At 54.1% G+C, this 13,104-nt stretch carries 11 protein-coding genes; 8 read left to right on the top strand and 3 right to left on the bottom strand.

The features are described 5' to 3' along the window. Positions 1-77 precede the first annotated feature (77 nt). The 7 genes from PHE17_RS08805 to PHE17_RS08775 all read left to right on the top strand — a co-directional run bounded on the left by PHE17_RS08805 (position 78) and on the right by PHE17_RS08775 (position 9,561). Positions 78-3,110, top strand: a complete 3,033-nt coding sequence (locus tag PHE17_RS08805; protein ID WP_301015462.1) for a choice-of-anchor L domain-containing protein — start codon at positions 78-80, stop codon at positions 3,108-3,110. A 145-nt stretch (positions 3,111-3,255) separates the two neighbouring features. After that, a complete protein-coding gene (gene gatA / locus PHE17_RS08800) occupies positions 3,256-4,716 on the top strand; it encodes an Asp-tRNA(Asn)/Glu-tRNA(Gln) amidotransferase subunit GatA (protein WP_301015632.1) in 1,461 nt (486 codons plus the stop codon). 13 nt (positions 4,717-4,729) lie between these two features. Beyond that, positions 4,730-6,160 carry an Asp-tRNA(Asn)/Glu-tRNA(Gln) amidotransferase subunit GatB gene (gene gatB / locus PHE17_RS08795; protein ID WP_301015461.1) on the top strand — a complete coding sequence of 477 codons (1,431 nt, stop codon included), beginning with the start codon at positions 4,730-4,732 and terminating at the stop codon, positions 6,158-6,160. A gap of 3 nt (positions 6,161-6,163) precedes the next feature. After that, positions 6,164-6,451, top strand: coding sequence for an Asp-tRNA(Asn)/Glu-tRNA(Gln) amidotransferase subunit GatC (gene gatC, locus PHE17_RS08790; protein WP_301015460.1), 288 nt, complete (start codon positions 6,164-6,166; stop codon positions 6,449-6,451). A 105-nt stretch (positions 6,452-6,556) separates the two neighbouring features. Continuing rightward, on the top strand, positions 6,557-7,336 hold the full coding sequence (locus tag PHE17_RS08785) for a BPSS1780 family membrane protein (protein WP_301015459.1): 780 nt from the start codon (positions 6,557-6,559) through the stop codon (positions 7,334-7,336). Positions 7,337-7,537: 201 nt separating this feature from the next. Next, complete coding sequence (locus PHE17_RS08780; protein WP_301015458.1) at positions 7,538-8,434, top strand: hypothetical protein; 897 nt, start codon at positions 7,538-7,540, stop codon at positions 8,432-8,434. 158 nt (positions 8,435-8,592) lie between these two features. Next, positions 8,593-9,561: a hypothetical protein gene (locus PHE17_RS08775; RefSeq protein WP_301015457.1), complete on the top strand. Its 969-nt coding sequence runs from the start codon at positions 8,593-8,595 to the stop codon at positions 9,559-9,561. Here PHE17_RS08775 and PHE17_RS08770 read toward each other — a convergent pair. Genes PHE17_RS08770 through hslO form a run of 3 tightly spaced genes read right to left on the bottom strand, consistent with a single transcriptional unit; the run spans position 9,558 to position 11,801 of the window. Beyond that, positions 9,558-10,325 (bottom strand): alpha/beta fold hydrolase, encoded by a 768-nt coding sequence (locus PHE17_RS08770; RefSeq protein WP_301015456.1) that lies wholly within the window; start codon positions 10,323-10,325, stop codon positions 9,558-9,560. The two genes, PHE17_RS08775 and PHE17_RS08770, sit on opposite strands and share 4 nt — an antisense overlap. Beyond that, positions 10,319-10,903 (bottom strand): NAD(P)H-dependent oxidoreductase, encoded by a 585-nt coding sequence (locus tag PHE17_RS08765; protein ID WP_301015455.1) that lies wholly within the window; start codon positions 10,901-10,903, stop codon positions 10,319-10,321. Before PHE17_RS08765 ends, PHE17_RS08770 begins: the two co-directional genes overlap by 7 nt. A 34-nt stretch (positions 10,904-10,937) precedes the next feature. After that, positions 10,938-11,801, bottom strand: coding sequence for an Hsp33 family molecular chaperone HslO (hslO, locus tag PHE17_RS08760; RefSeq protein ID WP_301015454.1), 864 nt, complete (start codon positions 11,799-11,801; stop codon positions 10,938-10,940). 250 nt (positions 11,802-12,051) lie between these two features. Between hslO and PHE17_RS08755 the strand changes: the two genes are divergently transcribed. Next, positions 12,052-13,098 (top strand): rod shape-determining protein, encoded by a 1,047-nt coding sequence (locus PHE17_RS08755; protein WP_301015453.1) that lies wholly within the window; start codon positions 12,052-12,054, stop codon positions 13,096-13,098. Positions 13,099-13,104: the final 6 nt, after the last annotated feature.

Raw genomic sequence — 13,104 nt, 5'->3', positions numbered from 1 at the left:
TCAATGAAGTAACATCGTTGTGACAAATGCTGCAAGGGGGTTGGCAGCATGTACGATGGTTCGCAAGAGTCAGGGCTATGAAAATCATAACAACAATAACGGCAAAGCCGTTTCTCTTCCTAATCGCTTGCCTGCTTTACAGCACGGGCATGAGCGCCTACGCCGCTCTATCGTTCAATGCGGGCAGCACCGCTGCTGAAATGGGCGCTGTTCTGGATGGCCCCGGCCTTAGCGTCAGCAACTTTCAGGTAACAAAAGGCATCAATCAGCAATACGGCATCATGACGGGCGGCAAAGCGACGCTAGGGTTCGAGACGGGTGTATTCCTCAATACCGGCAACATCGGCAGCTTGCAAGGGCCTAACAACTCCGGCTCTTACTACTACCGCACGGGTGTGGTTTATGCAGACCCTGACCTAAAAAAGATCAGCACATACGCCAAATACGATCCGATCATCCTTGAGTTCGACATCGTACCACTCGGGGATCGCGCCAACTTTGTGTTCACTTTCGGCTCAGAAGAATACCCCGAATTCGTATGCAGCCAATTTAACGATGCTTTTGGCCTGTTCATTTCCGGCCCCGGCTTGGTCGGGACGCAAAATGCCGCCTTTTTACCAGCTTCGACCACCCCGATTGCGGTCAATAACATCAATGGCGGGGTCAAAGGCTCCTCTGCCGACGGAACGGCCTGCCAATTGGGCAATACCGCCTACTTCGTCGATAACGGCAATGGGGGCGGCAGCCCAATCTCGCAATTGGACGGTTTCACCAAAACCCTAACCGCCTCGATGGGCGGATTACTGCCGGGGAACACCTACCACGTCAAGCTGGCATTGGCGGATGCTGCGGATGCAGGCTACGACTCAGGTGCGGCTTTCAAATGGCTAACCAGCACCAAATCCGAGCCGGTTGACTTGTCATTGAGCGCTAGCGCCAGCACAAGCAGCCCCTCCCAAAATAGCGAAGTCGAACTCACGTGGACAATCAATAATGCATCCAGCATTGCAACCAGTATGGCGCAACTAGGGCTGGAATGGCCCGCTGGCATGACGTGGGTAAGCGACGATTCTGGTGGGGCATACAATCCAGTAACTGCTGAATGGAATGCCGATGTTATTCCGGCAGGCGGCTCCAAAAGCCTGAAAGTACGGGCGCGGGTCGGTACGGATGCCAGTTACCAAGTCACTGGTGAAATTATTTATGCCTTCAATGAAGACCCAGATTCCGCCCCGCTCAACCACAACACGAAACCGGGGGAAGATGACACCGCCATACTCACATTACTGCCGATAGCAAATAATGCCCCAGCCATTACCAACAACAGTAATGCCGCAACTTATACTGTCAATTTTACCGAAGGCAGCAAGGATACTGTCCTAAATTACGACGCCACCGATGCCGATGGCGACAAAGAAGGCGCAGGACTCGTTTGGTCATTAACGGGTGGGGAAGACAAATCACGTTTCACCATCAACCCTGCCGATGGCAGCCTAAACTTCACCACCTCCCCGGATTTTGAACATCCGCTGGATGCTGACAAGAATAATACCTATGAAGTACGGGTGAGCGTTTGTGATAGCAAAGGTGGCTGTACTATCCAAGCACTCAGCGTAGCAATCACTAATGTCGATGAAGACAGCGATGGCGACGGAATTCCCGATTCCAAGGAAGTCGAAATAGGCACTGACCCATACAGTTCCGACAGCGATGGCGACGGATTAAGCGACAAGGAGGAAATCGACACTTACGGAACCAGCCCCATCAAAGCAGACACCGATGGCGATGGCTTAAGCGATGGCGACGAGGTAAACAAAACAGATACTGACCCGCTCAAGGCCGACACAGACGGTGATGGCCTCAATGATGCTGCCGAAGTAGGCGCTGACCTCAGTAAACCACGGGATACCGATGGCGATGGCATGATTGACGCGAAAGATACCGATGATGATGGCGATGGCCTCCAAACCCGCAATGAAAACTACAATGGCGGCACGCCGCTGGATGATGATACCGACAAGGATGGCATCCCCGATTACCGTGACACGGATGATGACGGCGACAGCATTGCTACGCGCTTTGAGACACCTGACCCAAATACGGATGGCAGCCCAGCGGATGCCCGCGATTCGGATAAGGATGGCACGCCCGATTACCGCGACACCGACGATGACGGCGATGGCAAAGCAACCGTTGATGAGCAACCTGACGTAAATAACGATAGCAACCCGGCAGATGCTGTCGACAGCGATGATGACGGTACGCCTAACTACCTAGATAACTATGATGAACCCGGTGTTCGCGTGACCACCCGCGTGTTTTTTCAGGGCAACTTTAATTTAGCCACCAAACGGATGTCGGATGATTTGCGGAAATTAGGTTATTTACCCAAGTTACAACCTTATGGCACGTTACTGGCGTCATTTGGCTATTCCAATGTAGAAAACATCCCGCCCTTTAACTACCCCGGCACAGAAACTGCCACCGACGCCATGCTTGCCACGACGGGTGACGACGCGCCTGTTGATTGGGTATTGGTGGAATTACGTGATGCCAGCGACCCCAAAATCCGGGTAGCGGCTAAAGCGGGTTTAGTCCAACGGGATGGCGACATCATCAGCGCCCCCAGTGGCTCCCCCAGTTTGGCTTTCAATGGCATCGCCGATGGGAATTATTATGTCGCAGTGCGTCACCGCAACCACATTGGGGTGATGAGTGCCGCATCATTACACTTGACCCATGAACCTATTTCGCTTGATTTCACAGATCCTACCACACCAACTTACGGTATAGACCAACGCCTGACCGATGGCGTTACTGCCCTGCTATGGGGAGGCGATGCCAATAACAGCAACAGTTCCATTGCAGTCGGACCGGGCAGTGACGCTAACGTTATCTTAGGTGCGATTCTGATCGCCCCCGGCAATGTGTTGACAAACACTTACTACCGTTTAGGTGGCTATTATGCCAGCGATTTGAATCTGGACGGTTATACGCTGTTTTCAGGCCCCAATAATGACATCAACATCCTGTTAGGCAATGTATTGCTGCACCCCGGTAATACGTCATTCAGTTCTAACTACGTCTTGAACGGTGCAATCCCACGCTAAACGGCGCGGCTGTTGCCCTACCTAAGCGGCTTGCCTTATAGTAAGCCGCTTATCGCAAGATCACGTATTACCCCTCACCCCGCCCTATCCCTCAAGAGGCGCGGGGAAAGAGGTCATAAAAAATGGAGTATGCATGTCCGACCCAATCCATTCCCTATCGCTCAAAAAACTCCGCGATGGAATACACGCCGGGAATTTTTCTGTCATGGAAGCCACCGATGCCTATCTTGAGCGCATCGCCAACTTCAATGAGGAACTGAACGCTTTCATCACCGTCACCCGTGACAGCGCACAAGCGCAAGCCGTCGAGATCGACAACCGCATCCGCAAGGGTGAATTGGACGGGGCAATGGCGGGCTTGCCTTACGCACTCAAAGACCTGTTCTGCTCCAAAGACGTGCTGACCACTTGCGGCTCGAATATGCTGCGTAATTTCGTCTCGCCTTACGATGCGCATGTGGCGGAAAGGCTCAAGGCAGCGGGCGGCGTATTGCTCGGCAAGAACAATATGGACGAGTTTGCGATGGGTTCTTCCAACGAAACCTCGGCATTTGGAAATGTGCGTAACCCGTGGGATACGGATTGTGTACCGGGCGGCAGTTCCGGCGGTGGTGCGGCAACCGTCGCAGCAAGGCTTGCACCCGTGGCATTGGGCAGCGATACCGGCGGTTCCATTCGCCAACCTGCGTCGTTTTGCAATATTACTGGCATCAAACCGACTTACGGGCGCATTTCGCGTTACGGCATGATTGCCTTTGCCTCCAGCCTTGACCAGTGCGGGCCGATGGCTCCGTCGGCGGAAGATTGCGCGATCACCCTCAATGTGATTGCCGGGTTGGATGCGCGGGATTCCACCAGCGTTGACCGCCCCGTGCCGGATTACACCGCCACCCTCAACGACTCCATCGACGGGCTGAAAATCGGCCTACCGAAAGAGTTCTTCGCCGAAGGGCTGAATCCGCAAGTGGGCGCGGTCATTGAGCGTGCTATCAAGGAATTTGAAGCCCGTGGCGCAATCATTAAGGAAGTGACCTTGCCCAACAGCCATTTGGCGGTTCCGGTGTATTACGTGGTGGCTCCGGCAGAATGCTCTTCCAACCTGTCGCGCTTTGACGGGGTACGTTTTGGGCATCGCTGCGAAAATCCGCAAGACCTGAAAGATTTGTACGAACGCAGCCGCTGGGAAGGTTTCGGTGCAGAAGTGAAACGCCGCATCATGATCGGCACTTACGCGCTCTCGGCAGGCTATTACGACGCTTACTACTTGAAAGCGCAGAAAATCCGCCGCCTGATCCAGCAAGACTTCGCGGAAGCCTTCAAGGACGTGGATGTGATCATGGGGCCTTCCGCACCCACCACCGCTTTCAAACTGGGCGCGAAAAAAGACGACCCGATTGCTATGTACCTCGAAGATTTGTACACCATCCCGGTCAGTCTGGCGGGTTTGCCGGGCATGACTTTCCCGATTGGTTTCGCCGCTGATGGCCTGCCAGTGGGGATGCAATTGGTCGGCAACTACTTTGAGGAAGCGCGGATGTTGAATATCGCGCACCAATACCAATTATCCACCGACTGGCATACACAAGTGCCTGCCAAGTTCGCGTAAGGAGAACTTCACAATGGAATGGGAAACCGTCATCGGGCTGGAAATCCACGCCCAACTTGCCACCAAGAGCAAAATTTTTTCCGGTTCATCCACCGCTTACGGTGCTGAACCCAACACCCAAGCCAGTTTGGTTGACCTTGGAATGCCCGGCGTATTGCCAGTACTGAACAAAGAAGCCGTGCACATGGCGGTGAAATTCGGCTTGGCAATCGACGCGCACCTAGCACCGCGCTCGGTATTCGCACGTAAAAACTACTTCTACCCCGACCTGCCGAAAGGCTACCAGATCAGCCAATATGAATTGCCCATCGTTGGCATTGGTCACATGGACATTGAGCTGGAAGATGGCTCCATCAAACGCATCGGCGTTACCCGCGCCCATCTGGAAGAAGATGCGGGTAAATCCCTGCACGAAGATTTCCAAGGGCAAACCGGCATTGACTTGAACCGCGCAGGCACACCGCTGCTGGAAATCGTTTCCGAACCGGACATGCGCAACGCCAAAGAAGCCGTGGCTTACATGAAAAAGCTGCACGCGCTGGTGCGTTACCTCGGTGTGTGTGACGGCAATATGCAGGAAGGCTCGTTCCGTTGCGACGCCAACGTTTCGGTACGTCGCCCCGGTCAGCCATTCGGTACACGGGCAGAAATCAAAAACCTGAACTCGTTCCGCTTCATCGAACGCGCCATCAACCACGAAGTCGAGCGCCAAATCGACATCATCGAATCCGGCGGCACGGTGGTGCAGGAAACGCGGCTTTACGACCCTGACCGCAACGAAACCCGTTCGATGCGCAGCAAGGAAGACGCCAACGACTACCGCTATTTCCCCGACCCGGATTTACTCCCGGTAGAAATTACCCCGGAATTCATCGCATCCGTGCGGGCGACCTTGCCGGAATTGCCGGAAGCGAAGAAGCAGCGTTTCATTACGCAATACAGCTTAAGCACTTACGACGCTGACATGCTCACGCAAAGCCGCGACGTGGCGGATTACTTCGAGGCGGTGGCGCAAGGTTGTGGCGACGCCAAACTCGCTGCCAACTGGGTGAATGGCGATTTGTCTGCGGCGCTCAACCGCACTGGCATTGAAATAGCTAACGCGCCAGTCGCCGCTGATGCTTTCGCAGGCTTACTCAAGCGCATTCTGGACAACACCATTTCCGGCAAAATTGCCAAGGAAGTGTTCGACGCAATGTGGAATGGCGAAGGCGATGCCGATAGCGTGATCGACAAGAAAGGCTTGAAGCAAATCACCGACACCGGCGCGATTGAAGCCATGATTGACGAAATCATTGCCGCCAACCCCAAGCAAACGGAGGAATACCGCGCGGGCAAAGACAAGCTATTCGGCTTCTTCGTCGGGGCAGCAATGAAAGCTTCCAAAGGCAAGGCGAACCCTGAACAGGTGAACGCAATCCTCAAACAGAAACTGGCGGGTTAACAGATGGCAATTTCAGAAGCAGAAGTCCGTAAAGTCGCGCATTTGGCACGGCTGGCAATGACCGAAGACAGCGTGGAAGCATATACCCGCAACCTTTCCAATATCCTTGATTTGGTCGCGCAAATGGAAGCGGTGGATACCGACGGTGTTGTGCCAATGGCGCATCCGCTGGATATGACCCAACGCCTGCGCGAAGACGTGGTGACAGAAACCAACCACCGCGAGGCTTACCAAGCGGTTGCGCCGGAAACGGAAGACGGTTTATACCTCGTGCCCAAGGTCATTGAGTAAGGTTATCCTGCAAGATTGACACTTGATCAGTATTTCCTGCCCTGCTAAGCAGGGTGGGCTATACTTTTGGCTCCATTCCAATAAAACAATCAGGAGCCTCCTGCAATGAGTGACAACAACCCTTATTCCCCCCCAAAGTCGGATGTAACACCGCCACCGATCCCAAGCGACGGCATGGAGCTGTTAGCCGAACCCCGCTCCCTGTCCGCAGGTGCTGGCATTAGCTGGTTAGCGGAAAGCTGGCCTCTGGTCAAAAGCAACCTTGGCGTCTGGGTATTGATTACGCTGGCCTTGTTCGCCATCCAAGTTATCCTCGGCCTTATTCCAGTTGCTGGTGACATTGCGTCATCACTGATTGGCCCCATCCTCTCCGGCGGTATCCTGATGGGTGCGCGGGCAGTCTATTTCGGTGAACCGCTACGTTTTGATTACCTGTTTGAAGGTTTCAAGCAAAAACTCGTGCCACTGCTGGGCTTGGGCGGGCTGACACTGGGCATCATGTTCCTGTTTGGCATCATCATCGGCGGTGCATTCGTCGGTATGAACATGAGTTCGATGGAAACCGGCGTCGTATCTCCCGAAGGCATGATGAGCAGCCTCAACATCGGGCTGATCGCGGTCGGCATTATCCTGCTGCTTTTGGTCATGATGCTGTTCTGGTTTGCCACCCAACTGGTCGCGCTCAATGACGTACCTGTCTTCCAATCACTGACCTTGAGCTTCAAAGCGTGCTTGCGTAACCCGCTGCCACTGCTGCTGTACGGTCTGGCAGTCTTTGTACTGATGCTGCTCGGTGCCCTGCCGCTGCTGTTGGGGCTGTTGGTCGTCGTACCGTGGCTATTTGCCAGTATGTATGTGTCTTATAAACAGATTTTCCTCCAGTAAGCCACAAACTCCCGCCCCTTTCCCAAGACCCGCCACGGGCGGGTCTTTATTTATCACTGGAATTTATGATTTTCATGCATTTTATTAAGGATGCGTTTGGCTAATTTTTTGTATTTCTATACGCTAGCAGTGAACGGTGTCTTGGGCTTATTCAAAGGGAGTGCTGGCGTGATGCATACAAAGTTTTGGAAACTTTTCTGTGTGGCTATTGTGTGCCTCACATTATCCGCTTGCAGCCAGCAAGCTGTCCGGGATGACGAGGGTGATTCCGCAAAAAAATCATCGCTCAGCCAAGACAAAACAAAAAATAAAGCCACCAAGAAAAACACCGCGCTTACCGTTCCCAAGACCACGGGCGGAATGCCGCAACTGTCACAACACGAACTCACCCTAATCGCCGACAAAATTTACCGCAACGAAAGCGGCGGTAACTACAACAACCTTGTCCACTGGAATGACGGCGAAGATTTTGCCTCGATGGGGGTCGGGCATTTCACGTGGTATCCGGCGGGCAGGCAGGCGCGTTTCGGCAATACCTTCCCGGACTTACTCGGCTACCTGCAAACCAATGGCACACAATTGCCCGCTTGGGTACAGCAAGCACGTTACCAAGGTGCGCCGTGGAAAAGCAAAGGCGAGTTGATGTACGCCAAACAAACCGGACAAGTGCAGGAATTGCAAAACCTACTGTACCAAACCCGGATGCTGCAAGCGGCTTACATCGTCGAACGCGCCCGCCGTGCCATGCCGCAATTGGTTAATGCCGCCCCCGCTGCTTCCCGCGCCCGCGTGGCACAAAACCTGAATGCCATTGCCAACACGCCGGGGGGCTGGTACGTGCTGGTGGATTACGTCAATTTCAAAGGCGAAGGGCTTGACCCTTACGGCGGCTATAACGGTCAAAACTGGGGGCTGATGCAAGTACTAGAAAACATGCAACCCAGCCAACCTGGTCAACAAGCCTTACACGAATTTGCCAATGCCGCCACACGCATACTGGAACGCCGGGTACGCAATTCCCCGCCTGCACGCAATGAAGCCCGCTGGTTGGCAGGCTGGTCAAACCGGGTGGAAACTTACCGCAATCCGGGCGTTTAAATAGACAATATGCACAAGCCTTACGCAGGCCAAGCGCTTTCTGTAGCGCTCGTCGGGTAAAGCTACCTGACGGGTCAAATTTCTTTATAGTTTCACAAAACAATTGAGTGTCGCCGTTAAGGCTAGACCAAATAATAAAAACAAGAGGGCGTCCGATCATGAAGACCAAAGCCGCGATGGCGCTAGCTGCTATTGCCAGCGTAGGATTGTCTGCTTGCAGCCCAAGCACGCAATCTGTAAGACATTCCCAGAGCAGTTACCAACCCACTTATGCCCCCGGACATGGCGCATACCCGGCAAATTATGATGCGGGTATCCAAAATCCGGCAGCGCAAAATGCGTCCCACTACAGCTCACAAAATGTTGGTGGCTCTAGCCAAATGACCGGGATGCCAGAACTTTCTACGGCAGAATTACGCACGATTGGCGACCAGATTTTCAAGAATGAAGGCGGCGGCAACATCGACAATCTGGTGCATTGGAATGACGGTGAAAACTTTGCCTCGATGGGCATTGGGCATTTCACGTGGTATCCCGCAGGTAGCCCAGCGCGTTTCGGCAACACTTTCCCGGATTTGCTGCACTACATGCAAGCACGTGGCGTACAGCTTCCGGGCTGGTTGCAACAAGCCAGTTACCAAGGTGCGCCGTGGCAGAACAAAGCACAACTGATGCAGGCCAAACAAACCCCGCAAGTACAGGAGTTGCAAAACCTGCTGTACCAGACCCGTTTGCTGCAAGTGCAATACATTGTTGACCGCACCCGCCGCGCCATGCCCAAACTGGTCAACGCCTCACCGGGACAAGTACGCCAACGCATCAACAGCAACCTGAACGCGGTAGCCAACACCCCCGGCGGCTGGTACGCGCTGATTGATTACACCAACTTCAAGGGCGAAGGCTTAAACCGCAGCGGTGGTTACAACGGGCAAAACTGGGGCTTGTTACAAGTGCTGGAAGAAATGCGCCCTTCCCAACCCGGTCAACAAGCCTTACACGAGTTTGCGGATGCCGCCATGCGCGTACTGGAACGCCGCGTCAGGAACTCCCCGCCCGCCAACAACGAACGTCGCTGGCTCGCGGGCTGGTCAAACCGGGTAAACACTTACCGCCGGATGCTGGCTTAAGCGAGAAATGCCTCAATCAGCGCGGTAAACACCTCCGGCGTCTGCACATGCGGCAGATGCCCAGCAGCTTCTACGGTTTCCACCAGCGCTTGCGGGAAATATTGCCTGATCAGCGCCAAATCCCCTTCTGCCACATAATCGGACTGCCCGCCGCGAATAAACAGCGCAGGAGCGGCAAACGCTTGCCCGACTGCCGGAAATGCAGAAATACCCACGTAATGGCGGGCAATTTCGGGCAAATTACATTGCCAGTAAAACGCCCCAGCGGTATTGCGCCCCAGATTTTTCAACAGGAAGCCGCGTTCAAACGGATGTTTGACGGTTGGGCTTAACCATTCATCCGCCTGTTTACGGCTTTTCAGGTCTGCCAGCGGCATGGTTGCCATTGCCTGCAACAATGCCTGATGGCGCGGCGGATAGGCTTTCGGGGCAATATCCACCACCACCAAACGCTGTACGATTGCTGGATGTTGCAAGGCCAGCAGCATTGCCACCTTACCCCCCATCGAATGCCCCATCAGGTCACAGCGGGAAATGGACAAAGCATCTAACACCTCAAGGATGTCCGCCACCATGTCCCGGTAAGCCATGCCCATCACATGCGGGGAAGCACCGTGGTTGCGCAAGTCGATGGCAAGCACGGTACGTTTGCCTTCCTGCCCACGCGCAAAGCTATGCCAATTGTCCAGTGAACCCAACAAACCGTGCAGCACCACCAACGGCGGCGCGTCAGCCAATTCACCGTAGAGGCGGTAATTCAACATGCAAACTGCCGCCCCAATTCAGCAATTTCCGCCAAGATGTTGGCACGCTCAAGCTCCGGCAAGCTGGGGACGTTGTAATAAATGCGGTGATGCACATCCTCAATGCCGCAGAACGCCAACGTACCATCCGTCACTGGACGGTAAATCAGGTGCTCGGCATCAGTCTTGCGGAAGAAATCTTCCGAACCGCCCGCCGTAATCAGCACCAACGCCCGCTGGTGTTTCAGCAAGCCCTTGACGCCCGCACGTGAATATTCAAACGCCGTCCCATTGGTCAGCACATGGTCGAACCAGCCTTTCAAGATCGCGGGGCGGTCAAACCACCACAGCGGGTAAATGAACACCAGCCCTTGCGCCCACAGTAAGGCTTCCTGCTCATGGGCAATTTTTTCCGGTATCTTGCCCTGTTGCAGCACCGCCAGATCACTCGCCCGTAACACCGGGTCGAAATCTTCCGCGTACAGGTCTTTGATCCGTACTTCGTGCCCAGCTTCTTGCAAGCCCAAGCTGCAATGTTCCAACATCGCATGGTTAAAGCTGCCGGGGTTCGGGTGGGCGTAAACAATCAGCACGCGCATAATATTTGCAATCCAGTTAAATTTTTAATGAGTGTTAGTGCAGGGTATCAGTACCGGGCATGGATGGCTTGAACAACTGCCCCACGTCAACCGCATCCAAGGTGTAAGTGGCATTACAGAACTCGCACGTAATCGCGATATTACCTTGCTCTGCCAATATCGTTTCAGCCTCTGTCTGCCCCAGTGAACGCAACATACTTTCCACCCGCCCACGGTTACAACCGCAATGGAAGCGGATCGGCTTGGGATCAAACAAGCGCGGTTCTTCCTCATGGAACAGGCGATAGATGACATCTTCTGGTTCCAGATGCACCAACTCCTGCGCAGTCAGGGTATCCAGCAACAACGAAGCGCGTTGCCAATCCTCATCGCTGGTATGTTCACGGGGTAAACGTTGCAGCAGCATTCCTGCCGCCGTGTGGTCATCTGCTGTCAGCCATAGCCGGGTCGGAAGCTGTTCCGAACGGGCGAAATACGCTTCCAATGCCGCTGCCAACGATTCCCCCTCAATCGGGATCAGGCTTTGGTAACGTTCACTGCTTTTCTGCCCCTCCAAGGTCATGGCAATATGCCCTGCGCCGAACAGGTCGGGTAATGCCGCACCTTCAGCCTCGCGGTTCCACTGTGCCAAGCCCCGCACGGTTCCCTGATCGGTTGCTTGCACCACCAGCAAGTGGATCGGCCCATCCCCACGAATTTGCAGGATCAAGGAACCACTGTGCTTAATCGTGGCAGACAGCAGCGCAACAGCGGTCAATGCCTCCCCCAACACCTTGCGCACGAATGCCGGATAATCTGCCCGTTGCAGCATTTCCTGCCAAGTCGTATCCAGATGCACCCACTCGCCACGCACATGCGCCTGCTCCAACAGAAACCGTCTTAATGTATCTACAGCCATAACACCCACAATCTTGTACCCATAATCTATAATTCCTTCCTAAATGCCGCCCAATCTGTTAAAAAGGCTCGCGTCTTAGCCGCAACGTGAACTTACCACACAAGTTGGCTTGCCCAAAGCGGACGGGGTTGCTACATTTAGCAGATTCTTTCTGGGTCATCCAGCGATGCCCCGCACAGGGAATAACGACAATTACACAGGACGTGTTCAAGCACTCCATTATTTTAGCTTAAGCCGGATTTACCAGACTATGTTCAGAGCCCTATTAGGTTTGTTCTCCAATGATATTTCTATCGACTTGGGCACAGCGAATACCCTGATTTACATGCGGGGCAAAGGCATCGTACTGGACGAGCCTTCTGTCGTTGCTATCCGTCAGGATCGCGGCCCCGGTGGCCCCAAGTCAATTGAAGCGGTGGGTATCGAAGCGAAAAAAATGCTCGGTCGTACCCCAGAGAACATTACTGCCATCCGCCCGATGAAAGACGGTGTGATTGCCGATTTCACCTACACCGAAAAAATGTTGCAGCACTTCATCCGCAAGGTTGATGCAGGCCGTATCCTGCGCCCTAGCCCACGGGTGGTGATTTGTGTGCCATGTGGCGCAACGCAGGTTGAACGCCGCGCTATTAAAGATTCAGCATTGGGTGCAGGCGCACGTAAGGTTTACCTGATCGAAGAACCTATGGCAGCCGCTATCGGTGCAGGCATCCCGGTTGATGAAGCAATCGGCTCAATGGTATTGGATATTGGTGGTGGTACATCCGAAGTTGCCATCATGTCACTGCGCGGCATTGTCTATTCTGCATCCGTGCGTATTGGTGGCGACCGTTTGGACGACGCCATCATCAGCTATGTACGCCGCAATTACGGCATGTTGATCGGTGAAGCCACTGCCGAACGCATCAAATGCAGCATCGGTTCTGCTTATCCGGGCAAAGAACTGCTGGAAATCGAAGTCAAAGGCCGCAACCTTTCCGAAGGTGTACCACGCAGCTTTACCCTGACCAGCAACGAAATCCTTGAAGCCCTGCAAGAACCGCTGTTCGGCATTGTCAGCGCGGTTAAAACAGCGCTCGAACAAACTCCACCGGAACTGGCTGCTGACGTTGCCGACCGTGGTATCGTGCTGACTGGCGGTGGCGCATTGTTACGCGACCTTGACCGCCTGCTGATGGAAGAAACCGGCATTCCGGTGGTTATTGCCGACGACCCGCTTACCTGCGTTGCCCGTGGTGGTGGTAAAATACTGGAAATTATGGAAGAAGAAGGCGTGAACTTCCTCGCCACTGACTGATCCAGT

Origin of the sequence: Thiothrix sp., assembly GCF_028714775.1 — a bacterium.
Classification (GTDB): domain Bacteria; phylum Pseudomonadota; class Gammaproteobacteria; order Thiotrichales; family Thiotrichaceae; genus Thiothrix.
Note: the sequence above shows the minus strand (reverse complement) of the source record. Positions and strands in the feature narration are given on the sequence as shown.